The organism is Actinosynnema sp. NPDC023794, assembly GCF_040639675.1.
Lineage (GTDB): Bacteria > Actinomycetota > Actinomycetes > Mycobacteriales > Pseudonocardiaceae > Actinosynnema > Actinosynnema luteola.
The window spans coordinates 195,341-218,950 of record NZ_JBFAFR010000004.1 but is presented as its reverse complement, the minus strand read 5'-3'; the positions used below and the strand labels follow the sequence as shown (position 1 = coordinate 218,950).

Here is a 23,610-nt window from a genome sequence, read left to right as displayed (position 1 = left end):
TCTCGCTCCTTGTGTCGAATCTCGTGGCGGTCTACTTAACGGGTGCTTGACCATTACGACACGCCCGTTCACGTGCGACTGATTCGCTCATTCCGGGTTATTGACCGGACTCGGGGGCGAATCGCGATGAAGTTCAACAGGGACCAAGTGGTCGCGGCGAGCCTGGTCGGCACGGTGGTCGTCGTCCTGGGTTTTGCCTCGGGGCTGGGCCGCCCGCCGACCGTGGCGGCGGACCAGCAGTCGACCGCCCACCCGCCGCGGGACCACGTGACCGGCACGGCCGACCCGGCCGACCCGCCGCCCGCCGTCCACGTCGGACAGCCGCAGCGGCACCAGGGCACCGCCGTGCCGCACCCCGACCCGACCCACCCCGACCCCGTCCACCCCGAGCCGAGCCACCCGGACCTCGGCGGCCACCACCCGGACCCCACCACACCGACGACACCACCGACCACCACGCCGCCGACCGAGCCGCCGTGCGACGTGGACGCGATCAGCGCCCTGCTGACCGGGCTCGGCGCGCTGGTCGACGGCCTGCCGCTGGTGACCGACCTGACCGGCGCGCTGCCGCTGCTCGCCGACACCGCCGCGCTCACCGACACCGGCGCGCTCGGCGCCCTGACCGGCACCCTCGGGTCACTCGGCGGCCTGCTCGGGGGTGCCACGCCGACGCCGCTCACCGGTCCGCTCGCCGGTGTTCTCCCCACCGGCGCGCCGGGCGGCCTCCAGCCCGGCACGGCCGTGGGCGGCGTCGGCGGCCTGCCGGACCTCGCCGGTGTGGTCGGCACGGCCACGTCGACCGGCGCGCTGCCGATCGCCCGCACCAACAACCCCCGGCTCAACGGACTCCTCGGCGACCGGTGCGGCCTCCTCGTCCGGCCGGACGACGGCCGGGTCGTCGGATTGCTGAGCGCGCCGTGAGCCTCGCGCTGGCGGCGGGCGACGCCGCGAAGTCGTGGTTCACCCTGGCCCGGGTCGTCGACTACACCGGCACCGTCCTGTTCTTCGGCGGCGCGGCGTTCCTGGCGTTCCTCTGGCCGTCCGGCGCGAACGAGCGCCGCCCGGCCCGCCTGCTCCTCGCGGCCTGGCTGCTCGGCCTGCTCGGCACCGTCGCCGGCCTGCTCCTGGAGGCCGCGTGGATCGGCCAGGTCGCGCCGGCGGACGTCGACCTGGCCGTCGTCCTCCCCGTCCTGGACATCCCGTTCGGACGGGTGTGGGTGGCCCGCGGCCTGCTGTGGGTGCTGGCGGGTGTCGTGCTCGCCGACCTGCTGCGACGCGGCGAACGCGCCGTGACGTCGTTGCCCTGGCGGGTCGGCGCGGGCGCGGTCGCGTTCGGGGTGCTGCGGACCAGCGGCATGACCGGTCACGTGCCCGATCTCGGCTGGTGGGCGCAGGTGGCCGTGCTGGTGCACCTCGCGGCGATCTGCCTGTGGGTCGGCGGACTCGCGCTGCTGCTGCTCGGCGTGCTGCCGCGCCGGGACCTCGCCACCCTCGCCGAGGTGGTGCCGCGCTACTCGAAGCTGGCCCTCGGCTCGGTGTCCGCGCTGGTCGTGGCCGGCGGCGTGCTGGCGTGGCGGCTCAACGGCTTCACCCTCGACACCGACTACGCCCGGATCCTGGCGATCAAGCTCGGCCTGTTCGGCGTGCTGCTCGCCGCGGGTCTGGTCAGCAAGAGGTGGGTCGACCGCCGCCTCGCCACCGCAACCTCCGCCGCGCCGTTCGCCCGCTCGGTCGCACTGGAGACCGTGCTCGCGATCGCCGTGATCGGCGCAGCGGGCTTCCTCGTCACCGCCAGCCCAGGCCGGTGAGCCGAATGAAGAAGGAGTCCACAGTGGACAGCACGGAACCACGGCGTGGCGGCCGGTTCGCCCTCGTCCTGGCCGCCCTCGGCATAGCCGGGGCGGTGTTCAGCCTGGCCGCCGTCGGCACGTCGGCGCCGAGCACCACCCCCGCCGCCCAGGTCGACCTCGCCGCCCAGGCAGGTCACCACGCAGCCGCGGCGCCGCAAGCCGCTGCCCCGGCTGCCGCCCCGGCCGCCGCGTCCGCCAAGTCGGTGACGATCTCCGGCTACGCCTACAGCCCGGCGGCGCTCACCGTCGCTGTCGGCGACACCGTGACCTGGACCAACCAGGACACCGCGCCGCACAACGTGGTGGTCACCTCCGGCCCGGAGAAGTTCACCTCGCCCACCCTGCAGAAGGGCCAGTCCTACACGTTCACGTTCACCAAGGCGGGCAGCTACCAGTACTACTGCTCGCTGCACCCGGACATGAAGGGCTCGGTCACCGTCACCGGCGGCGCGACCACGACCACCACGCCGCCCACCACCGGTCACCCCACCACCCACCCGACCACGACGACCACGGCTCCGCCCACGAGCCAGCCGCCGACGTCGTGCGTCCCGAGGGAGGCCCTGGAGCCGTTCATCGCGCACCTGAAGGCGGCCCACCTGGAGAGGTCGCCGTTGGAGCAGGTGACCGACGCGCTGGCGTTCGACCAGTACATCAAGTCGCACACCGTGCTGCTGGGCCAGATGCTCGACCCGGCGCTCAACAGCGCGCTCAGCGGTGAGGTGCTCGCGCCACTCCTCGCCCACATCAAGGCGGCGCACCTGGAGACGTCACCGTTGCAGCAGGTCGACGACGCGCTGGCGTTCGACCAGTACATCAAGTCCCACACGGTGATGTTGGAACAGATGCTCGACCCGGTGTTCGCGCAAGCGACCTGCTGATCAGCCGGCGACCCGGTCGACGACGCCCGGGTCGCCCCGCTCCTGGGAGACCACCTCATGCGCGCCCTGCTCGCCGCCTTGTTCGCCGCCGTGTTCGCCGCCGTGTTCCTGCTGTTCCTGTCGGCTCCCGCCGCCGTTGCCGTTGCCGCCGCACAAGGCCACCAGATCACCATCGCCCAGTACGCCTACCAGCCCGGGGCGATGACGGTGCGCGTCGGCGAGACGGTGACCTGGACCAACCAGGACCAGGCGCCGCACGACGTGGTCACGACGGCAGGGCCCGCCGTGCTCGGGTCGCCGCTGCTGGCGCAGGGGCAGTCGTGGAGCTTCACGTCCACCCTGCCCGGCGCCTACGACTACTACTGCTCGGTGCACCCCGACATGCGTGCGCGCGTCACCGTGCTGCCGGCGGAGACGACACCGGACAAGACGACAGAGGAGACGACCCAGCCGCACGTGGTCGACCAAGCACCCGTCGCGGATCCGCCGGCCCACACCTCCGCACCGACCACCACGACCACCGCCACGCCCCACGTGGTGGCCGCCGCGCCACCACCGTCGAACGGCTTGGACCCGATGCTGCTGCTGGCCGGTCTGGTGGCGGCGGTGACGACGTTCTGCCTGCTCCTCGTCGGTTCACGTCCGGAGAAGGAGTGATGGCGCTTCCGCAGCGGAACCGAACAGGCATAGCGTGAGTCCTACCCGTACAGGACGCAGGAGGGTGGGAACGGTGTACATCGACGAGACAGGCGCGGCCGACGGCGAGCTGAAGGTCACGGTCGGCGACGAGGAGTACACCGCCGAGGCGACCTTCGACCTCGACCAGGACGGTGTCGAGGAGAGCGCGGTCGTGGAGACCGACGACGGCGGCCACCTCGCGTTCAGCGACACCGACGGCGACGGCGACGCCGACCTGATGAGCTCCTTCGACGCGGACGGCGAGCTCACCGCCCAGGCCGAGTTCGACGAGGACTCCGGCGAGTGGGTCGCCGTCGAACCGTCGGACGACCGGTCCGAGCAGACCAACACCAACGCCGGCAAGGCCATCGTGGTCGACATGGAGGGCGGCGCCGACCAGAACGTCGGGCCCGCCACCGAGGACACCGACGGCGACGGCCGCGCCGACACCGCGGTGGTGAAGGACGAGGACGGCGACACCTGGCTCTTCACCGACGCCGACGGCGACGGCAGCGCCGACCTGGCCACCGAGATCACCCAGGACGGCGAGGTCACGGTGTCGCGGCACACCGGCGACGAGGAGTGGACCGAGGTCGAGCACGGCCGCATCGGCGAGGACGGCAAGTACACGCCGGACAGCGACGAGGCCTGGTCGGACGGCTCGGATGGCGCGGGTGAGAAGGTCACGGTGTCGGGCGTGGTCCGCATCGACTCCGTCACCGGCCAGTGGATCAGCCCGAACTGACCCCTGATCCGACCTGCGCCAGGAACGCCTTCCACCCACGGGCCGCGAACACCAATCGCGGCCCGTCGGCGTTCTTCGAGTCCCGCACGCCCACGCTTGCTTCGCGGAACCGCACCTCGACGCACCCGTTGCTGCCCCCGGAGCTGTAGGTGCTCTTGAACCACCGTGTGCTCACCTGGACTCCTTCAGCCGGTCGATCAGCACCGTCCGGGTGTCTTCGCTGCTCAGCGCCAGTTCCCGGACGCGGCTGAAGATCCGTTGCATCGGCTCGACGTCCTCGGTCTGATCGTAGTAGGTGTACGGACCGTGCAGAACCGACGCGAAGCCGACCGGTGTCGCCTGCGGGAAGTCGAGCACCACCAGGCCACCGCCGAGCGCCGGGTTGTTGGCGGTCCCGTTCGGCACGACCCGGATGTCCACCTGCCGTTCCATGAGTTGGAGCAGGTGCAGCAGCTGCCCGCGCATCACCGCCGCATCGCCGATGACGTGGTCGAGAGAGTCCTCGGTGAAGACGATCTCGATCTGTTTGGGCGAGCCGACCTCCAACACACGGCGCTGGTGCTCCTCGCGGAAGAGGATCCGCTCGACAGTCTCTTCTTCCGAGCTGTCCCAGTAGATCGAGTTCGACAGCCGCATGATCGCCCGGATGTAGTCGGGTGACTGCACCAGCCCTGGCACGATCCCGCACTCGTACCAACTGATCACATGTGCAGCCGACTGCAGTTCCGCCATGCGCTGGAAAGCTTCGGGCAGGTTGTCGATGTAGCCCCGGCGGCTCGCGCGTCGCCGGGCCGCCGCGCCGAGGGCGAGGACGGTGTCCCGTTCCGGCCCCTGGACGCCGTAGAAGTCGAGCAGCTTGGCCAACTCCTCCGGACCCAGGCCGCCTCGCCCGTTCTCGACCTGGCTGAGCCGACCGGCGGTGCGGCCGATGGCGGTGGCCGCCTCCCCCTGGGACCTCTTGGCCCGGTCGCGCAACCGGGTCAGGGCAAGGCCGAGTTGCAGCCGCTCGATGGTCTGCCGCGCCTGGCCCATGGTCACTTCACTCCATCGGGGAATGTCCGGAGTCTCACGCTAAGTCTAATCTGGTAGACGTTACTGTTCGTGTTCAGTGACATACAACCAGGTAGGAGGAGAAGCATGGCGCAGAGGGTGATCCGCAAGGACCGTGAGCGGCGGGAGTGGCTGCTCCGGTGCCAGACCGACCGGGGCGAAGCCGCCGTGTGCACGATCAACGTCAACAACTGGGGTGCTCGAACTGCTCGGCCCGGACGACAAGTTCTGCTTCCAACTGGAGGACACCTCGATCGCGGACTTCCGGGCGGCGTTCGACGCGGCCATCGCCCGTGCCGAGGCGGACCTGACCGCGAATTCGAGTGCGGAGGTCGTGCGCCTGTCGCGATGATGGCCGCATGGCCATCCGCCCGTTGACGGCCGACGACATCGGCGCCGTCGTGGAGTTCTCGCTGCGCGCGTGGGCTCCGGTGTTCGAGTCGTTCCGCGCCGTGCTGGGCGTTCCGATCTACACCGCGCTGTTCCCGGACTGGGAGTCGACGCAGGCCCGAGCCGTCGAGGACGTCTGCCGGGACGACGCGACAGCCGTGTGGGTGGCCGACCTGCAGGACCGCGCCGTGGGTTTCGTCGCGATCCGGGTGGCGGACGGCGAGATCCACATGCTGGCCGTCGACCCCGACCACCAGCGGCAGGGCATCGGCTCCGCCCTCACGTCGTTCGCCGTCGAGCGCCTCCGCGAAGCGGGCGTGACGCTGGCCGTCGTCGGCACGGGCGGCGATCCCGGCCACGCCCCGGCGCGCCGCACCTACGAGCGCGCGGGCTTCACCCCGTTCCCGCAGGTGCAGTACTACCGCCGGCTGGACGGACCGAATCCCTTGCAGGACAACTGAAAGCGCCGTCGGACAGCCTTTCTGGAACGGTCGAGAAATCCGGTCATTTCGGAGCAGCAATTCTTGCGTCCAGCCGTGAGAGCGCTCTCGCAGCGTTACCTGTTCAGTCACCTGAACGTGTGGCGATCGACGCACCGGCCCGCCCTTGCATTCCGCCGACTAAAGCCCAGGTCACAGCCGGATTTGTGGTGATCGGGTGCTGAATCGATTCCAGAATCGGTTTTGTGAGCCAGCCGACAGGTCAGATGTGCGTTACCCGGGATTAACCCGGCTAACCTCCGTCTATCCCCTTAAACGGCACGCCCTCCACCGGGCGGGCGGAGCCATTCGCGAGGACGTCCCACCCGGACAACGGCGTCCACCGTGGGCTGGCGCTCAGCTAGGAGACGAGACGAGATGACGGCAGTGACCATTCCCGGTCTCGACCACGCACCGACCAACCACGCGCGCCTGGTGTCCTGGGTGCGCGAGGTCGCAGAGCTGACCTGCCCCGATGAAGTGGTGTGGGCCGACGGCTCCCAGGACGAGTGGAACCGGCTCACCGCCAAGCTCGTGGACGCGGGCACCTTCGTTCCGCTGAAGAAGAAACCCAACTCGTTCTGGGCGGCGTCGGATCCCACCGATGTGGCGCGGGTCGAGGAGCGCACCTTCATCTGTTCGGTGGACCCGCGGGACGCGGGCCCCACGAACAACTGGATGGACCCCGCCGAGATGAAGGCGACGATGACCGAGCTGTACCGCGGGAGCATGCGCGGTCGGACGATGTACGTGATCCCGTTCTGCATGGGCCCGCTCGACGCCGAGAAGCCGATGCTGGGCGTGGAGATCACCGACTCGGAGTACGTCGTCGTCTCGATGCACATCATGACCCGCATGGGCACGAAGGCGCTCGCGCGATTCGGCGACGACGCCGACTTCGTCCAGGCGCTGCACTCGATCGGCGCGCCGTTGGAGCCGGGCCAGGCCGACGTCCCGTGGCCCTGCAACGACACGAAGTACATCACGCAGTTCCCCGAAGAGCGGATGATCTGGTCGTTCGGCTCGGGTTACGGCGGCAACGCGTTGCTGGGCAAGAAGTGCTACTCGCTGCGCATCGCCTCGGTGATGGCGCGCGACGAGGGCTGGCTGGCCGAGCACATGCTGATCCTCAAGCTCACCTCGCCGGAGCGGAAGTCCTACTACATCGCGGCGGCGTTCCCCAGCGCGTGCGGCAAGACCAACCTCGCCATGCTGGAGCCGACCATCCCGGGCTGGAAGGTCGAGACCCTCGGCGACGACATCGCGTGGATGCGGTTCGGCGAGGACGGCAGGCTGTACGCGGTCAACCCGGAGAACGGCTTCTTCGGCGTCGCGCCCGGCACCGACTACCACACCAACCCCAACGCGATGCGCACCATCGAGAAGGGGAACTCGCTGTTCACCAACGTCGCGCTGACCGACGACGGCGACGTGTGGTGGGAGGGCATGAGCGAGCCGCCCGCGCACCTGACCTCGTGGAAGAAGCAGGACTGGACGCCCGGCGGCGAGGAGCTGTCGTCGCACCCGAACTCCCGCTACTGCACGCCGATCGCCCAGTGCGACATCAAGGCGCCCGAGTGGGAGGACCCGAAGGGCGTGCCGATCTCGGCGATCTTCTTCGGCGGTCGCCGCGCCACCACGATCCCGCTGATCACCGAGTCGCGCGACTGGCAGCACGGCGTGTTCATGGGCGCCACCCTGTCCAGCGAGACGACCGCCGCGGCCGTCGGCAAGACCGGTGTCGTGCGGCGCGACCCGATGGCGATGCTGCCCTTCATCGGCTACCACGCGGGCGACTACTTCCAGCACTGGATCGACACCGGCAAGTCGGCCGACGCGGACAAGCTGCCGAAGATCTTCTACGTGAACTGGTTCCGCCGCGGCGAGGACAAGCGGTTCCTGTGGCCCGGGTTCGGCGAGAACTCGCGGGTGCTGAAGTGGGCCGTCGAGCGGATCGAGGGCAAGGCCGCCGCGGTCGAGACGCCGATCGGGCACGTGCCGACCGCCGACGAGCTGGACCTGGACGGGCTGGACGCGCCGCGCGAGGACGTCGAGGCCGCGCTGGACTTCGACGCCGACGAGTGGCGCGCCGAGATCCCGATGATCGAGGAGTGGTTCGCCAAGATCGGCGAGAAGGTGCCGACCTCGCTGCGCGACGAGCTGGAGGCGCTGAAGCTCCGCCTCGGCTGAGCCCCTCCCACCCGAGACCCCTCGGCGTGAGACCCGGTGGCCAACGGCGTCCACCGGGTCTCTTTTTGGTTGCTCCGGGTGATTTCCGGCTCGTCCGGAGGTACCAAGGAAGAGTGACCCAGCAGGACGATTTCCTGGGCGGACTGCACTACGACCGCCTGCCGGAGGCGGAGGTGGGGCCGGCTCCGGGAGTCGTGCGGTATCACCCGGTGGGGGTTGCCGCGAAGCGCGAGCGCACGCGGGTGTCGGCGTGGTGGCACGTGGCCGGCTTCGTGCTCGGCGCGGTCGCCGCCGCGTTCGGGGCCTTCGCGTGGGGCTACGCGCTGGACCAGTTCGACGAGGTCCGGCTGCGCGGGCTGGTGGCGCTGGGACTCGCGGGACTGCTGGTGGGTCTGGTGTCGTTGGGGAAGCTGTCCCCAGCCGCGCCGCTGGCCGCCGGGCTGGCCGCGTTGACCGCCTCGGTGCTGTTCGAGTGGGGCACGTACCCGTTCTTGCCGGTGCTCAGGCCGGTGTTCGAGAGCGGCGCGCCGGTTCTGGTCGGCGTGCTGCTGGTGGTGCTGTCCTGGCGCCGGCGCTAGTTGTCCACAGGCTGTGGATGGAACTGTGCACAGCCTGTGGGTCGGCCGTGGACAGGTGGGGACAGCCGGGGACAGCCGGGTTCAGTTCGGGAGGGCGTTCTTCCCCAGGCCCCACAGCCGGCCGGTGAACGGGCGCGTCGCCTCGGCGTAGCAGACGGCCGACGTGTAGCCCTCCGACCACGCCTGGCTGCCGAACGACCGCCAGGACGCGAAGACGTCCTCACGCGGCGCGCCGACGTAGTTCGTCACGGCCTTCGCGCAGTGCGCGGCGGCCTTGGCGTTCACTTGGTCGAGGGACGGCGTCGGGTCCTGGGGGTTACCCAGCGCGAGCACGCCCGGCACGGCTTCCGCCTTGTGCGGCTGGTCGCAGGCGGTGATCCCGGCGTCCTTCGCCTCGCCCGGCGACGCGGTCGCGCACAGCTGCACCGTGCCGAACCCCGCCGCCTTGAGGAGGTCCTTGGCGCTGGTCTTGCGCCGCACCCGCGTGCCGTCGGGCTTGAGCTCCACCACCGTGCACACCCGCCAGCGGTCGCCCTTCGCCCAACCGTCCCGGCTCGGCCAGAACGCGTGGGCCTGCAACCGGGTGGCGTCGTGGTCGGGGCTGCCCAGGTACGCGGTCAGCGCCGCGCGGCACGCGGGCAGCACGGCCCGGCGCAGGTCGCGGTCGGTGGGGTACCCGGCCCCGAGGCCGTCCAGGAGGCCGACCTCGGTCACCTCGGCCTCGTGCTCGGCCTTGCAGTCGAGCACTTCCAGGCCGGTGTCCGTGCACTGACCGGCCTTGGGCAGCTGGTCGGCGGTCGGTGTGAGGGAGGGGCGGACCACCTCGGCGTCCGGCACGCCCGCCACCTGCGCCGTGCAGGCGGCGAGCGACAGCGCGGCCAGTGCCGCGACCACCGCTCGCCAGCCCTTCACACGGGTCAGATTACTGACACCAGCGCCACCACCTGGTCGGCGATCGCCCGCCGGTCGCGTTCGAACGCCGCGTCGGTGAGCGCGGCCGGGTCGGCTGGCTGGCCGAGCACGGGCGTGTGCAGGTGGCCGCCCGCCGTCGTGGTGGCCGCCAGCCCCAGCCGCAGGCGGTTGGCCCGGTACATCGACTCGTTGGACAGGTAGTCGCCGCCGCTGCCCTCCGCCGCCGCCGCGCCGGGCGTCGGCTCGTCGGAGCGGCAGTCCGCCGTGCCCGTGCCGGGTGCGGGGACCGTCCCCAGCGGCCACTCGCAGAACGACCGGTTGTAGTACACGGGGAACGGCGTGGTCCCGGCGTCGATCATGCGCTGGTGCGGCAGCGTGGTCTCGATGAACTCGTGCGCCGGCTGCGGCCACCCCGCCGCGTCCGGCACCACACCGGGCACCGACACGTCGTTGTTGTCCGGGTACACGCCCCGATACCGCCCGGCCCACCGCTCGACGTCGAACTGCCCGTCGCGGCCCTGGCTGATCGTGACCAGGGCATCGGCCCGGGAACCGAGCGCGGCGCCGTAGAACCGCTCCACGACCCCCTGGTCGAACGCGCCCCACAGCACCGGCAGCACGGCGGCTTCCACCACCACCGGCCCGGACGGCGTGCTGATCACCTTCCCGTCCAGCTGCAACGCAGACGCGCCCGACGGGTTGCTCCGCCGCACGAACGTCCCGAACAGCTGGAACGGGTCGAACCCGGTGACCGCGATCCGCCGCACACCGGTGCCGAACCGCAGGTCCGAGACGCCCCGGGAGGCGTGGTCGAACGACTCGACCACCCTGGCCCGGTCCGTCGCGGTGAGCCGCCAACCCTGCGGTTGCCACTGCCGCAGCGCCTTGGTCGCGAGCAGTCGCGCCCAGTACAGCGGCCGGTCGTCGAAGGCGTCCCACGCCTGCGGCGACCGCGCCCGCTGGACGGCCGCCCGCCACAGGTCCGTCCCGCCGGCGTGCGCGAGCTGGAATGCCTGCGAACGGGAGATCGGCTCGCACAGCCGCGCGGTGAACCGGCCGATGTCGTCCTCGAAGCCCGCCAGTCGCACCAGCTCCGGCCCGACCTCCGGGCCGGTCGGCGTGAGCCGGTCGTCCAACCGCTGCTCTTCCACGGTGGTGGGCGCGTTCGCGTCGAAGCACGGCGCGGGCTGGGCGTGCGCGACGCCGGGGACGGAGAGGAGGGACAGACCGAGTGTGAGGGTCATCACTGCTTGGAGTCGTCTGATCACCCGCGCGATGCTGCCGAACCACGTCCGGGTCAAGGAACCCGCCGAACGACCCGGTGAGGTGTACGGAGAGTCTTTTCACCCGTTCGGGCACAAAGCGGGTCATCCGCTTGCCACTATGAGTCCCGCTCACCGGCGCCGTGCGTGCCGCCGCAGTCGAAAGCTCCCCGGAGGTCTTGTCGTGTCGGCCGAGTTCGACCAGCTCGTCGCCCAGTTCGAACAGTTCCAGTCCAAGCTGCACCGGGTCGACCAGCAGGTCGCCGGCATCGACCAGATGCAGCAGGAACTGGCCGCGATGGAGGTGGTGGCGACCTCTCCCGACCGGGCCGTGACCGTCGTGGCGGGCCCGTCCGGGGCGATCAAGGACATCCGGCTGTCCGACGTGGCCATGCGCCGACCGCCGCACGCGCTGGCCGGCGCGATCATGGCGACGCTGCGCCAGGCGGTCGCCGAGGCCGCACGTCGCCAGGCGGGCATCGTGGAGAACGCGCTCGGCGACGACCTGCACCTCACCGACCAGGTGCTGGAGACGCAGGCCCAGCTGTTCGGCGTCACGCCGCAGGAACTGCGCACCATGACCGAACAGGCCCCGCCGCCGCAGGCCCCGCTGCCCCCGGCTCCGCCCTACGGCGCGCCGCCGCCCCCCGTGGCGGGCCCGGGCCCGAACCGGGTGCCGCCGCCCGGCCCGGCCGCCCGCCCGGCCCCGCCGCGCAGGCCGACGCCGGCCGAGGAGCCGGACGACTTCTCGCAGCGTCGGTTCCTGCGCGACGACAACCAGCCGCCGCCCCCGCCGCGTTCGGGGCCCGCGCAGAACCAGGACGGCCGTTTCTTGAACCTCTTCGACGACGAGGACCGGTGAGCGCGCGATGAGTGGCTTCGACGTCAACCCCCAGGAGCTGCGGTCGTTCGCCGGCAAGCTCGACGGCCACCGCGGCACCGCCGCCGAGATCGCGGGGCTCGTCGCCAAGGCGGACGTGGGCGACAAGTCGTGGGGCGTGGTCGGCCTGTTCGTCAAGGACGACTACACCCGGATGCTCGGCGACCTCAACGACCTGTTCCAGGCCCTGCAGGACGGCCTGCAGTCGGGCGCGGACAAGTTCAACGGCGCGGCTCAGGACTACGACGCGCAGGAAGAAGCCGTCAAGCAGCTGCTGAACGGCCTGCAAGTCGAGCTCGACAACCAGTAAGGGGCGGGGGAATCCGGGATGGCTGAAGTAAAGACCGAGGCCGGCGGCGTCGAGATCACCGTCGGCGAGAAGGACACCAGCCAGAAGATGGCGGAAGCCGCCCCCTTCTACGGCAACTACCTCAAGATCAAGGAAGCGGCGGGCAAGGCGGAGGAGAAGGGCGGCGCCGAGGTCACCGGCCTGATGTCCGAGGGCTCCGCGCTGATCGGCTCGCTCGGCACCTCCGCGCTGGGCATCGCCACGGACCCGATCGGCTGGTTGGTCGGGCAGGGGCTGAACTTCCTGATCAGCGTGGTGCAGCCGCTGGAGGACGCGATCCACTTCGTCAGCGGTGACGGTCCCGCGCTGGCGCAGGCGGCGGAGAACTTCAGCGCCATCGGCGAGGGCGTGGCCAAGCTGCGCGAGCAGTTCGACCAGGACCTGCAGAGCTCGGTGACGAGCTGGGGCGGACCCGCGTCGGAGGTGGCCAGCACCAAGCTGGGCGAGTTCGCGAACGGCATCGACGGCGTCGCGGGCCAGGCCGGCGAGCTGGCGCAGATGCTCCAGACCTCCAGCATGATCATGACGATCGTCGAGGACTTCATCAAGGCGATCCTCACCGAGTTGATCACCTGGTTGGTGATGATCTGGATCCCGGCGCTGGCGGCGGCCGTGCCGAGCTTCGGCGCGTCGACCGCGGCGGCCGGCGCGGCGACCGGTGTGCGGGTCGCGACCACCGGCAGCAAGGTGGCCCGGATCGTGGCCAAGCTGAAGCAGTTCCTGACCAAGATCCTCGACTTCCTGCGCAGCCTGGCCAAGCGGGTCGGCAACGTGAAGACCGCCTTCCAGCGCTCCATGGCCAACAAGCACGCCGGCAGCCTGGCCGCCGACGCGCTCAAGGCGGGCGGTGACAAGTCGGCGCTGGTCAAGCTGTGGAGCAAGGACGGCATGCTCGGCGAACGGCTGCAGGAGGGCTTCGGCAAGTCCATGCTGGGCGCGGTGACCGACGCGGCGGCCTCGCAGCTGGGCGTCGGCACGGGCGCGAACGCCGGCATCGACAAGCCCCTGCGGAACCAATCGGCCCAGGAGAAGGCGGACCAGTACGCCGACATCGGCGAGGACCAGTCCAAGCAGCAGACCACGGGATACCTGGACATCTGATCATGGAACTGCTCTACGTCGTCGCCGCCCTGGTGGTGCTGTTCGCCCTGCTGCGCTGGTTCCAGTCGCGCGGCGACCGGAAGGTGGACCAGGCGCAGGCCGACGCCCTGGCCGTGCTCGCGAACGGCCTCGGCGGCCGGGTGGCCGATCCGGCGGACGTCCGCGCCTGGTCGGCCGACCTCCTGCCACCGATGAAGAGCTCCACCGACGGCGTCGCCGGCCGGCTGGGCACGGTCCGACCGCCCCGCTTCGAGACCGCGCTGGACTTCCGCCGGGGCAACTGGGCCGTGCGCGTCGGCGAGGCGTCGATGGAGAAGGCCAACTCGACCAGCTCGGCCACGGCCCACGAGCACCGGATCGAGGTGGCCACCGCGCTCGTGCCGCCGATGAAGATCGGCCGCCGGATCCTGGTGGACTTCCTGGGCCGACCGCTGGCCCCGGACCGCGCCCAGGCCGCCGGACCGGCCGCCGAGGCGCCGGTGACCGTGGTGCGGGAGCAGCGGCCGTGGCTGCCGGTGGGCCTGCCGGACCCGGTGGGTCGGGAGTTCACCGTGTTCACCACGGACCCGCCCGCCGTGGCCAGGGCGTTCAACCCGCAGGTCGCGGAGTGGATGCTCGGCCAGGCCGGCGCCAACCCGTTCGTGAGCGCGATGCCCCTCCTGCTGACCTTCGAGGCGGGTCTCGTCTTCACCACCTCGCCGCAGCGGATCGACCCGGACCAGGTCCTGGCCAAGGTCGACGCGATCATCGGCCTGCTCGACCGGATGGGCATCGCACCGGCCCACCCGCCCGCGACGGCCTGAGGATCACGCGCTCAGCCGGTCCAACCCACCCGAGAACGGACCCAGCACCACACCCGCGTCGGTCAACGCCGACCGCACCGCCCGCGCGACCGCCACCGCGCCGGGGCTGTCGCCGTGCACGCAGATCGAGTCCACCGGCATCCGCAGCACCTGCCCGTCCACCGCACGCACCCGCCCCTCGGTCGCCAGCACCACGCACCGCGCCGCGATCGCGCCCACGTCGTGCAGCACGGCGCCCGGCCGCCGCCGGTCCACCAGCGTCCCCACCGCCGTGTACGCCCGGTCCGCGAACGCCTCGTACCGGACCGGCAGCCCGGCCACCTCCGCCCGCTTCAACCACACCGCGCCCGGCAGCCCGAGCACCGGCAGCGCCGGGTCGAACGCGCGCACCGCGTCCACCACCGCGTCGGCCTGCGCCTCGTGCGTGACCAGCGCGTTGTACAGCGCGCCGTGCGGCTTGACGTACCCCACCCGCGTCCCCGCCGAACGGGCGCACGCGTCCAGCCCGCCCAACTGGTAGAGCACCTCGGCGGTCAGGGTCTCCGGCGACACGTCGACGAACCGCCTGCCGAAGCCGTTCAGGTCCCGGTACCCGACGTGCGCGCCCACCGCCACGCCACGCGCCGCCGCCAGCTCGCACGTCCGCCGCATCGTCTCCGGGTCGCCCGCGTGGAACCCGCAGGCGACGTTCGCGCTGGTCACCACGTCGAGCAGGGCCCGGTCGTCACCCAGGGCCCAGCGGCCGAAGCCCTCGCCCAGATCCGCGTTGAGGTCCATGAACCCTCCCCTCACGTATTGTTCAATGTAGGGATCGTTCAACAATCCTTCAATACTCCATTTGATTCGTCGGGCACCTAGACTTGTCCACCATGACCACAGCTCAGGCGGACGGCTGGCTGACCGCCCTCGCGAAGGACCGCGGCGACCTCGACCGCTCCAGCACCGCCGAGCGCGTGGCGGACAAGCTGCGCACCAGCGTGCTCGACGGCGACATCAAACCCGGGCAGCAGCTCAACGAGAAGGCCCTCGGCGAAGCCCTCCGCGTCTCGCGCAACACGCTGCGCGAGGCGTTCCGCCTGCTCACCCACGAACGCCTGCTCGTGCACGAGTACAGCAAGGGCGTGTTCGTCCGCCGCCCCGACGTGCCCGACATCGTGGACATCTACGCCGCACGCCGGGTCATCGAGTGCGGCGCGGTCCGCCGCTGGCCGCACGCGGACGACGACGCGAGGCGGGCCGTCCGCGACGCCGTCGCCCTCGGCTCGACCTTCCGGGAGCAGGGCGACTGGACCGGCGTCGGCACCGCGAACGTCAAGTTCCACCAGGCCGTCACCGCGCTGGCCGGCAGCGCCCGGCTGGACGAGGAGATGGAGCGGCTGCTCGCCGAGGTGCGGCTGGCGTTCCACGTGATGGGCGATCCCGAGGAGTTCCACCGCGACTACCTGCCGCTGAACCGGTCCATCGTGGACCGCCTCGACGCGGGCGAGGTTCGGCAGGCCGAAGAAGCGCTGCTCACGTACTTCGACCGCGCGGAGAAGCAGTTGGTCACCGGCCTGCGCGCGGAGAGGTAGTTGGTCACGATCCAGCTACGTCATTAGTCGGTAATGCACCCGACATGGTGACTACTGTCCCTCCTCCGACCTACCATGCGCGACACCGCGTCACCGGGCCGCCGTACGGAGGGGCACATGCCGTCTGCTCGAAAATCCAGCCTCCGCTGGAGCAACTGGAACCTGTTGTTGGTGGTCCCGCTGCTGATGCTCGTCACGCCCTGGTTCAACTCCGACGGGCCTCGGGTGTTCGGGCTGCCGTTCTTCTACTGGTACCAGTTCGCCTGGGTCCCGGTCGGCGTGCTCTGCGTGGGCCTGGTCTACGTCAAGACCAAGGACGAACCCGTCGTCAAGGGCAAGCCGGACCGGCTGGGCGTGGACGACCTGGACGAGGGGGCCAAGTAATGCAGTGGACCGAGTTGGTGGTGTTCAGCGCGCTGTTCCTGCTGGTCACCGTCCTGGGCTTCGTCGCGGCCAGGTGGAAGGCGGGCGACACCCTCGATCACCTGGACGAGTGGGGCCTCGGCGGTCGCAAGTTCGGCTCGTGGATCACCTGGTTCCTCGTCGGCGGTGACCTCTACACGGCTTACACGTTCGTGGCCGTGCCCGCGCTGGTCTTCGGCGCCGGCGCCATGGGCTTCTTCGCGCTGCCCTACACGGTGATCCTGTACCCGATCGTGTTCCTGCCGCTGGTCCGCATGTGGTCGGTGTCCCGCGTGCACGGCTACGTGACGCCGGCCGACTTCGTCCGCGGCCGGTACGGCTCGCACTGGCTCGCGCTGCTGGTCGCCATCACCGGCATCGTGGCCACCATGCCGTACATCGCGCTGCAGCTCGTCGGCCTGGAGGCCGTGCTGCGCACGATGGGCCTCAACGGCTCCGGCGTCCTCGGCCACCTGCCCCTGTTCATCGCGTTCGTGATCCTGGCGCTCTACACCTACCAGTCGGGCCTGCGCGCGCCCGCGCTGATCGCGTTCGTCAAGGACACGCTGATCTACATCGTGATCCTGGTCGCGGTGATCTACCTGCCGTCCAAGTTCGGCGGCTGGGGCGCGATCTTCGACTCCGCGCAGGCGAAGTACGCCGCGACCGAGAGCAAGGCCGACGGGATCATCCTCACCGCCAACAACCAGCTCCAGTACGCCACGCTGGCGCTGGGGTCGGCGCTGGCGCTGTTCCTGTACCCGCACTCGCTGACCGGCATCCTGGCCTCGCGGGGCCGCAACGTGATCAAGCGCAACATGGTCGCGCTGCCCGCGTACTCGCTGCTGCTGGGCCTGCTGGCGATGCTCGGCTTCGTCGCCATCAGCGCGGGCGCCAAGCCGATCACCAACCAGGCCACCGGCCGCCCGGACACCAACACGATCATCCCGGTGCTGTTCGGCCAGGAGTTCCCGAGCTGGTTCGCGGGCGTGGCGTTCGCGGCCATCGCGATCGGCGCCCTGGTGCCCGCGGCGATCATGTCGATCGCGGCGGCGAACCTGTGGACGCGCAACATCTACAAGGAGTACCTGAAGAAGGACGCCTCACCGGCGCAGGAGGCCAAGCAGGCCAAGCTGGCGTCGCTGGTGGTGAAGTTCGGCGCGGTCGCGTTCATCGTGTTCATCGACCCGCAGTTCTCCATCGACCTGCAGCTCATCGGTGGCGTGATGATCCTGCAGACGCTGCCGGCCGTGGCGATCGCCCTCTACACCCGGTGGTTCCACCTGTGGGGCCTCATCGCGGGCTGGGTCGTCGGCATGGGCTGGGGCATGTGGCTGCTGTACAACATCGGCAACCCGGCCGTCGGCAAGGCGCACTTCGCCGGTTCCGCGCTGCCGCTCGGCCAGCTGTCGCTGTTCGGCTGGCACCCGTTCGGCGGGTCGGTCGTGCAGATCTACGTCGGCGCGGTCGCCGTCGTGGCGAACCTGCTGGTCGCGGTCATCGTGACGGTGATCGCCAAGAAGGCCCGGTGGTTCAACGGGACCGACGAGACGCAGGGCGACGACTACCACGTGGACGAGGACAGCGACCGGGTCAAGCCCATCGCCGTCCACTAGGCAGTGCCGCGACCGGCGACCTCCACCTGGTCTGCCGGTGATCGGCAGGCCGCCTCGCGGCGCTAGCCGAGCACCAACCTCGCCGCGCCGACGAGTCCCGCCCGGCCACCGAGCCGGGCGGGCTCGACGCGCAGAGCCTCCAAGTAGGACAGTCCACAGTGGTCGGCGATGGCCTGGCGGATCGGGTCGAACAGCAGGTCGCCGGCCTGCGCCACGCCGCCGCCGACCACGGCGAGGTCCAGGTCGACCACCGCGGCCGTCGCCGCGATCGCCAGCCCGACCGCCCGCCCGGCCCGCTCGAACGCGGCCTTCGGGATCTCCTCACCCGCGCCGGCCGCCGCCGCGAGGTGCGCCGCGTCCGCCTCGTCCGGCGCCGCCCAGCCCTGCCGGCGCGCCCAGTCGACCATCCGAGGCCCACCGGCCACCGTCTCGGCGCACCCGCGCCCACCGCACGTGCACGGCTCGCCGTCCGGCTCGACCACCACGTGCCCGAGGTGCCCGGCGTTCCCGGTGCGCCCGCCGAACGCCCGTCCACCGAGCACCAGCCCACCGCCGACACCCGTGCTCACCACGAGCCCGAGCATGAACCGGCTGCCCCGGCCCGCGCCGAGCCAGTGCTCGCCGAGCGCCATGCACGGCCCGTCGCCCGCCAACTCCACCGGCACACCGGGCAGCAGCGCGGACACGCGGTCGCGCAACGGGAAACCACGCCACCCGCGCACGTTGATGGGGCTGACCGTCCCCGCGTCGGCGTCCACGGGCCCGGCCGACGCGATGCCGACCCCCGCCACGCCCTCGCCGCGCAAGACCTCCTCGACCACGGCCGCCACCGCGCCCCAGGTCTCCTCCGCCCCACCGAGGGGCGTCCCCACCCGAACCGCCCGCCGCACCGCGCCATCCCGGTCCACCAGCGCGCCGGCGATCTTCGTGCCGCCGACGTCCAACGCCAGCACCAGATCCGTCACGGCCGCAACACTAGTGCCGTTGACCGGCGGGGGCCGCCGGTCAACGGGTCAGGTCGAGGCCGTCAGCGCTTCAACAACCGGGTCACGCCCGCCGCCACCGTCGTGGCCAGGACCCACCCCGTCACGATCAGCCCGGACGCGATCCACTGCGACAGGCCAGGCGGGTTCCACCGGTTCTTGTTGCCGAAGTCGACGATCGGCACCACCAGGTCGATGGTGTACAGCCACGCGTTCCACGACAGCTCGTCGTCCGCGTTGATCTCCGACAGCTCGGGCCCGGTGGCGAACCAGATGCTGCCCAGCAGCCACGCCACCACCAGCCAGGCCAACGCCCGGGCCGGGCGGTAGCCGTAGCCGACCATCGCGCGCTGCAGCCAGCTCCACAGCAGCACGAGCGGTCGGAGCCGGCGGCGGCCCTCGGCGACCGCCCGGTACCGCAGGCGCTGCTTCTCCACCAGCACGGTGGCCGCGTGCTCGTCGTTGCCGCCCGCGCGCAGCATCTCGGCGAACTGGTCGTACGGACCCGGCCGGTACGTGCGCCGCATCGCCTGCCGCAACCAGCGCAGCCGCCGGTCGACCTCGCCGTCGTCACGCAGGTCGATCGGGTGCCGCAGCGAGTCGTAGCGGAACTCCTCCAGGTCGATCCGCCCGGTCGCGCCCCAGAACCCCTCGTTGTCGTCCAACACCGTGCAGCGCACCTGTCGCAACGTCACGTCGCCGCGCGGCGGGGTGATCGGCGTCAGCTCCAGCTCCTGCACCGCCATGCCGAGCAGGTTCAACGCGTGCGCGTCGAGCTTGTCGCCCAGCACGGAGCCTGCGAACGTGGCCATCCGGCCCACCTGCGCCCGCCTGGCCCGCACGCCGCCGTGCGCCACGAACTCCTTCGCGCCACGCGCGCAGATCAGGTCGCGCCCGATGACCGCGCCACCCACGTCGAGCGACGGCTTGCCCGCCGGCTGGTGCCGGTACCGGCCCGGCTGGGTGATCCGGCTGCCGCGCAGGTCGAGGTTCGCGCCGACGTGCACCGCGCGCAGCTCCAACCCGCCGGCCACCTCGACCTCCCGCGCGGCGAGGTTGCTGCCGATGCGCGACCGGTTGCCCAGCACGGCGTCCGCCCGCGGGTTGTCCAGCGTGGACCCGTCGAGGATGAGGCTGCCCTTGGCCTGCAGGTCGACCATCCGCAGCTGGCCGCGCACGGTCGCCTGGCGACCGATGATGTCGCCGCCGACCGTCGTGCCGTCCAGGTGCAGCGCGCGCCCGAACCCCGTGGGCTCCGCGGTGTCCGTGGCCAACGCGCGGCCGTAGCCGGTCGGCTCGCTGTCCGCCTCGCCCATCGCGTCGAACTCCCCGCCCGACAGCGACAGCGTGCCGCCGAGCGCGGCGTTGACCATGCGCACGGTGCCCGCGCTGCGGAAACCCCGGTCCAGCTGCACGTCGCCGTCCACCGCGATGCGGTCGAACACGAGCGTGGCGTTCGGGTCGGAGTGCGGGTCCAACGCGTCGTCGTCGGCCCGGCCGTCGGCGGCCGTCGAGCCGCGCAGCGTCAACGCCGAGTCGACCCGCGCGCCCGCGAGCAGCACGGTGCCGCGCAACGCGCAGCCGTTCATCAGCAGGTTGCCGCCCACGTGCAGCCCGGTGCCGTTGAACGAGTGGCCGTGCGGGTTGGTCAGCCGCCCGCCGCTGAAGTTGCAGTACCCGCCGACGTGCGCGCCCGCCATCCGCAGCTCGCCGGTCACCCGCACCCGCTGTGCCAGCAGGCCGCCGGCCACCTTCAACCGGTCGGCGTGCAGGGCGATCCCGTCGGGCAGGACCAACGCGCTGTCCCGCAACGACAGCGAACCGGCCACGTCCGCGTCGACCAGGTCGACCAGACCCTCGACCGTGCTGCCGGCCAGCGAGACCTCGTTGGCGCTGCTCAGGTTCCGCGCCGAGAGGCCGGGCAGCCAGCAGTCGGCGAACTCGATCCCGGCCAGCTTGCCCTGCCGCAGGTCCGGCGGCTCCTCGAACCGGCAGCGCACGAACTCCAGCAGGTAGGGGAACTCCACCGCGCGCAGGTCCAGCACGCCGGTCAGGAACTTGTCCGCCACCCGCACCACCGGCGGCATCCCGGCCCGCCGCCGCGGCAACCGCCACGTGCCGTCCGGCTCGCCGACGCCGCGCAGCACCTCGGCGGCGGCCATCCGGGCGGAGCGCGGCGGGCTGGGGTCGAACACGTCCAGCCCGCGCGCCCCCACCTCAGCCATGGGAAACCACAATAGGGGCACCGACCGACGCCTGTGGCGGGATCGGCGCAGCGGGGATCAGGCGCTGCTCGGCCCCTGGTGCGTCGGGTCGAGCACGCGGGCCAGGAACGACTGCGTGCGCTCGTGCTGCGGCGCGCCGATGACCTGCTCGGCCGGGCCTTCCTCGACCACGTACCCGCCGTCCATGAACAGCACCCGGTCGGCCACCTCGCGGGCGAACTGCATCTCGTGCGTCACCACGAGCATCGTCATGCCCTCGTCGGCCAACTGCCGCATCACCCCGAGCACGTCGCCGACGAGCTCCGGGTCCAGCGCCGAGGTCGGCTCGTCGAAGAGCATCACGTCCGGGTCCATCGACAGCGCCCGCGCGATCGCCACGCGCTGCTGCTGGCCGCCGGAGAGCTGGTTGGGCATGGCGTTGACCTTGTCCGACAACCCGACCCGCTCCAGGTTGCGCAACGCGACTTCCTGCGCCTGGTTCGCGTCGCGCTTGAGCACCTTGCGCTGCGCCACCGTGAGGTTGTTCAGCACGCTCAGGTGCGAGAACAGGTTGAACGACTGGAACACCATGCCGATGCGGGTGCGCGCCGCGTCGATGTCCACGTCCGGGTCGGTCAGCTCGGTGCCGTTGACGACGATCTTGCCGCCGGTCGGCTCCTCCAGCAGGTTCACGCAGCGCAGCAGCGTGGACTTGCCCGAGCCGGACGGCCCGATGACGCACACGACGTCGCCGCGCTCGACGCGCACGTCGATGCCCTTGAGCACGTCCAGCGTGCCGAACGACTTCTTCAGCCCGGTGATCTCGACTGCCGGCTCGCTCACGCGGACACCCCCAACCCCGTCGATTCCGGCGTGCTGATCTTCTTGCCGCCCGTGCGCCGCTCCAGGTGCCGCGACAGGTGGCCCAGCGGCAGCGTGATCAGCAGGTAGCACAGGCCGACCACCAGGATCGGGGTCAGCGACGGCGACCGGCTCAGCGTCTCGCGGCCGAACTTGGTCAGCTCGTACTGGTCGCGGGCCAGGCCGATGATGTAGATCAGCGACGAGTCCTTGGTGAGCAGGATCAGCTCGTTGGTCAGCGGCGGCAGGATGATCCGGAACGCCTGGGGGATCACCACGGTCAGCAGCGTGCGGCCCTGCGACATGCCGAGCGACCGGGCCGCCTCGATCTGGCCCTTCGGCACCGCCTGGATGCCCGCGCGGATCGTCTCGGCCATGTACGCGGCGCCGACGATGCCCAGCGCCAGCATGACGGTCGAGTAGATGTCGAACTGCAGCCCGAACGCCAGCGGCACGCCGAAGCTCAGCGCGATGAAGACCAGCAGCGCGGGCACGCCGCGGAAGAACTCGATGTAGATCGTGGCCAGCCACCGGTACGGCGCGACCGGCGACAGCTTCATCAGCGCGAGCACCAGGCCGAGCGCCAGGCCGAACGCGAAGCCGAGGGCCGTGTAGACGAGCGTGTTCTTCAACGCCACGGTGATGGCGTTCGGGAACATCTCCGCGGCGATCTCGAGGTTGAAGAAGCTGCGCTGGATCTCGCCCCAGTCGGCGACGACCGCCAGGACGGCGGCCACGACGACCAGCAACGCGTACTGGCCGATGCGGAACACCTTGGCGCGTTGGCGCTTGGAGAGTGCCATGTGGGTTTACCTCGTGGGTGGGGTGGACAAGGCGCGGGGCCGGTGCGGTCGCACCGGCCCCGTCGTCAGCCGGCTACTTCGACTCCGGCTTCTTGCCGAACCACTTCTCGTAGATCTCGTCGTACTTGCCGCTGTCCTTGGCCTTCTTCAGGACCTCGTCGAACTTCGCCTTCAGGGCGGTGTTGCCCTTCTTGAAGCCGACGCCGTACTTCTCCTGCGTGTCGAACTCCGCGACCACGGCGGTGTCCGGGAACTCCTTGACGTAGTCGAGCAGCACGCCGTTGTCGTTGATGGCCGCGTCCACCGCGCCGGTGCGCACAGCGGTCTCCATCAGCGGCAGGTCCTCGAACTGCACGACCGTGTAGCCGTGCTTCGCCGCGTTCTCGTTGGCGTAGATCTCGCCGGTGGTCTCCAGCTGGACGCCGATCTTCTTGCCCTTGAGGTCGTCGAGGGTCTTGACCGGCGAGTCCTTCTTGACCAGCAGCGCCTGCGACGCGTCGAAGTACGGCTCGGAGAAGTCGATGACCTCGGCCCGGTCCGGCTTGATGGTCATGCCGGCCGCGGCCAGGTCGCACTTGCCGGTGTTGAAGACCTCGCCGGAGGTGATGGTCTCGAACGGGGTGTCGAAGATTTCCTGGGTGACGCCCAGTTCCTTGGCCACCAGATCGACCAGGTCGACGTCGAAGCCGACCGTCTTGTCGCCCTCGGAGAACTGGAAGGGCTTGTAGGAAAGGTGGGTGCAGGTGACCAGCTTGCCGCTCTGGACCAGGGAGATGCCTGACCCGCTGTCCTGCGAGCCGGTGTTGACCTTGGTCGCGCACGCCGTCATCGTGGCCGCCAAGGCGAGCACGGGGAACAGGGCGAGCGCAGCGTGCCTGGTACGACGGGCCACGGCGTCACTCCTCGTAACTGTGTCGGTCGAGTGTTCGGCATACTGCCACTTGGGTGACTGGGTGCACAGCACGTGCGTGTTACAGAACTTCGGTGTGCATGAATCTTGCGTCACAGAGCCCAGATGGCCG

26 protein-coding genes are annotated in these 23,610 nt (G+C 70.8%); 16 read left to right on the top strand and 10 right to left on the bottom strand.

The window, feature by feature from the left end:
* The first annotated feature begins 126 nt into the window (after positions 1-126).
* The 5 genes from AB0H12_RS12315 to AB0H12_RS12295 all read left to right on the top strand — a co-directional run bounded on the left by AB0H12_RS12315 (position 127) and on the right by AB0H12_RS12295 (position 4,154).
* Positions 127-921: a hypothetical protein gene (locus AB0H12_RS12315; protein ID WP_499622839.1), complete on the top strand. Its 795-nt coding sequence runs from the start codon at positions 127-129 to the stop codon at positions 919-921.
* Complete coding sequence (locus AB0H12_RS12310; protein ID WP_499622838.1) at positions 918-1,808, top strand: CopD family protein; 891 nt, start codon at positions 918-920, stop codon at positions 1,806-1,808. Before AB0H12_RS12315 ends, AB0H12_RS12310 begins: the two co-directional genes overlap by 4 nt.
* Before the next feature lie 23 nt (positions 1,809-1,831).
* Complete coding sequence (locus AB0H12_RS12305) at positions 1,832-2,731, top strand: cupredoxin domain-containing protein (protein ID WP_499622836.1); 900 nt, start codon at positions 1,832-1,834, stop codon at positions 2,729-2,731.
* 57 nt (positions 2,732-2,788) lie between these two features.
* Positions 2,789-3,388, top strand: a complete 600-nt coding sequence (locus AB0H12_RS12300) for a plastocyanin/azurin family copper-binding protein (RefSeq protein WP_499622835.1) — start codon at positions 2,789-2,791, stop codon at positions 3,386-3,388.
* 73 nt (positions 3,389-3,461) lie between these two features.
* Positions 3,462-4,154, top strand: a complete 693-nt coding sequence (locus tag AB0H12_RS12295; protein ID WP_499622833.1) for a hypothetical protein — start codon at positions 3,462-3,464, stop codon at positions 4,152-4,154.
* On the opposite strand, the gene AB0H12_RS12290 is transcribed toward AB0H12_RS12295, so the two are convergent.
* On the bottom strand, positions 4,141-4,329 hold the full coding sequence (locus AB0H12_RS12290) for a DUF397 domain-containing protein (protein ID WP_499622832.1): 189 nt from the start codon (positions 4,327-4,329) through the stop codon (positions 4,141-4,143). The genes AB0H12_RS12295 and AB0H12_RS12290 overlap by 14 nt on opposite strands.
* A complete protein-coding gene (locus tag AB0H12_RS12285; RefSeq protein WP_499623167.1) occupies positions 4,326-5,186 on the bottom strand; it encodes a helix-turn-helix domain-containing protein in 861 nt (286 codons plus the stop codon). Before AB0H12_RS12285 ends, AB0H12_RS12290 begins: the two co-directional genes overlap by 4 nt.
* A 214-nt stretch (positions 5,187-5,400) precedes the next feature.
* Here AB0H12_RS12285 and AB0H12_RS12280 point away from each other — a divergent pair, with 214 nt between their 5' ends.
* From AB0H12_RS12280 to AB0H12_RS12265, 4 genes are all read left to right on the top strand, one after another.
* Positions 5,401-5,556, top strand: a complete 156-nt coding sequence (locus AB0H12_RS12280) for a hypothetical protein (RefSeq protein ID WP_499622830.1) — start codon at positions 5,401-5,403, stop codon at positions 5,554-5,556.
* A gap of 7 nt (positions 5,557-5,563) precedes the next feature.
* The gene (locus tag AB0H12_RS12275; RefSeq protein WP_499622828.1) at positions 5,564-6,055 is read left to right on the top strand and encodes a GNAT family N-acetyltransferase; all 492 of its coding nucleotides are present in this window, start codon (positions 5,564-5,566) and stop codon (positions 6,053-6,055) included.
* Positions 6,056-6,451: 396 nt separating this feature from the next.
* On the top strand, positions 6,452-8,263 hold the full coding sequence (locus AB0H12_RS12270) for a phosphoenolpyruvate carboxykinase (GTP) (protein WP_499622826.1): 1,812 nt from the start codon (positions 6,452-6,454) through the stop codon (positions 8,261-8,263).
* Between the two features lie 113 nt (positions 8,264-8,376).
* Positions 8,377-8,841, top strand: a complete 465-nt coding sequence (locus AB0H12_RS12265) for a hypothetical protein (RefSeq protein WP_499622824.1) — start codon at positions 8,377-8,379, stop codon at positions 8,839-8,841.
* Between the two features lie 81 nt (positions 8,842-8,922).
* Here AB0H12_RS12265 and AB0H12_RS12260 read toward each other — a convergent pair whose 3' ends face one another.
* Together AB0H12_RS12260 and AB0H12_RS12255 are read right to left on the bottom strand one after the other, a co-directional pair.
* Entirely contained in the window at positions 8,923-9,753 is an 831-nt protein-coding gene (locus tag AB0H12_RS12260) for a septum formation family protein (RefSeq protein WP_499622822.1), read from the bottom strand.
* Positions 9,754-9,758: 5 nt separating this feature from the next.
* Positions 9,759-10,997, bottom strand: a complete 1,239-nt coding sequence (locus tag AB0H12_RS12255) for a PA0049 family protein (protein WP_499622820.1) — start codon at positions 10,995-10,997, stop codon at positions 9,759-9,761.
* Positions 10,998-11,199: 202 nt separating this feature from the next.
* Here AB0H12_RS12255 and AB0H12_RS12250 point away from each other — a divergent pair, with 202 nt between their 5' ends.
* From AB0H12_RS12250 to AB0H12_RS12235, 4 genes are read left to right on the top strand one after another with little or no spacing between them, the layout of a single operon-like run.
* Positions 11,200-11,877 carry a YbaB/EbfC family nucleoid-associated protein gene (locus AB0H12_RS12250; protein ID WP_499622818.1) on the top strand — a complete coding sequence of 226 codons (678 nt, stop codon included), beginning with the start codon at positions 11,200-11,202 and terminating at the stop codon, positions 11,875-11,877.
* A gap of 7 nt (positions 11,878-11,884) precedes the next feature.
* A complete protein-coding gene (locus tag AB0H12_RS12245) occupies positions 11,885-12,205 on the top strand; it encodes an ESX-1 secretion-associated protein (protein ID WP_499622817.1) in 321 nt (106 codons plus the stop codon).
* 18 nt (positions 12,206-12,223) lie between these two features.
* A complete protein-coding gene (locus AB0H12_RS12240) occupies positions 12,224-13,345 on the top strand; it encodes a hypothetical protein (protein ID WP_499622816.1) in 1,122 nt (373 codons plus the stop codon).
* A gap of 2 nt (positions 13,346-13,347) precedes the next feature.
* The gene (locus tag AB0H12_RS12235; protein ID WP_499622814.1) at positions 13,348-14,148 is read left to right on the top strand and encodes a hypothetical protein; all 801 of its coding nucleotides are present in this window, start codon (positions 13,348-13,350) and stop codon (positions 14,146-14,148) included.
* Between the two features lie 3 nt (positions 14,149-14,151).
* Here AB0H12_RS12235 and AB0H12_RS12230 read toward each other — a convergent pair whose 3' ends face one another.
* Positions 14,152-14,925: a LamB/YcsF family protein gene (locus AB0H12_RS12230; protein WP_499622812.1), complete on the bottom strand. Its 774-nt coding sequence runs from the start codon at positions 14,923-14,925 to the stop codon at positions 14,152-14,154.
* Positions 14,926-15,017: 92 nt separating this feature from the next.
* Between AB0H12_RS12230 and AB0H12_RS12225 the strand changes: the two genes are divergently transcribed.
* From AB0H12_RS12225 to mctP, 3 genes are all read left to right on the top strand, one after another.
* Entirely contained in the window at positions 15,018-15,719 is a 702-nt protein-coding gene (locus tag AB0H12_RS12225) for a GntR family transcriptional regulator (protein WP_499622811.1), read from the top strand.
* Between the two features lie 117 nt (positions 15,720-15,836).
* Positions 15,837-16,103: a DUF3311 domain-containing protein gene (locus tag AB0H12_RS12220; protein ID WP_499622809.1), complete on the top strand. Its 267-nt coding sequence runs from the start codon at positions 15,837-15,839 to the stop codon at positions 16,101-16,103.
* Positions 16,103-17,737 carry a monocarboxylate uptake permease MctP gene (gene mctP / locus AB0H12_RS12215; RefSeq protein ID WP_499622808.1) on the top strand — a complete coding sequence of 545 codons (1,635 nt, stop codon included), beginning with the start codon at positions 16,103-16,105 and terminating at the stop codon, positions 17,735-17,737. Before AB0H12_RS12220 ends, mctP begins: the two co-directional genes overlap by 1 nt.
* Positions 17,738-17,799: 62 nt before the next feature.
* Here mctP and AB0H12_RS12210 read toward each other — a convergent pair whose 3' ends face one another.
* From AB0H12_RS12210 to AB0H12_RS12190, 5 genes are all read right to left on the bottom strand, one after another.
* Positions 17,800-18,702, bottom strand: a complete 903-nt coding sequence (locus tag AB0H12_RS12210) for an ROK family protein (protein WP_499622806.1) — start codon at positions 18,700-18,702, stop codon at positions 17,800-17,802.
* 62 nt (positions 18,703-18,764) lie between these two features.
* On the bottom strand, positions 18,765-20,945 hold the full coding sequence (locus AB0H12_RS12205; protein ID WP_499622805.1) for a hypothetical protein: 2,181 nt from the start codon (positions 20,943-20,945) through the stop codon (positions 18,765-18,767).
* A 57-nt stretch (positions 20,946-21,002) separates the two neighbouring features.
* A complete protein-coding gene (locus AB0H12_RS12200) occupies positions 21,003-21,767 on the bottom strand; it encodes an amino acid ABC transporter ATP-binding protein (RefSeq protein WP_499622804.1) in 765 nt (254 codons plus the stop codon).
* Positions 21,764-22,588: an amino acid ABC transporter permease gene (locus AB0H12_RS12195; RefSeq protein ID WP_499622802.1), complete on the bottom strand. Its 825-nt coding sequence runs from the start codon at positions 22,586-22,588 to the stop codon at positions 21,764-21,766. The genes AB0H12_RS12200 and AB0H12_RS12195 overlap by 4 nt, the downstream gene beginning before the upstream one ends.
* 73 nt (positions 22,589-22,661) lie before the next feature.
* Positions 22,662-23,480, bottom strand: a complete 819-nt coding sequence (locus AB0H12_RS12190; protein ID WP_498771581.1) for a transporter substrate-binding domain-containing protein — start codon at positions 23,478-23,480, stop codon at positions 22,662-22,664.
* Positions 23,481-23,610 lie beyond the last annotated feature (130 nt).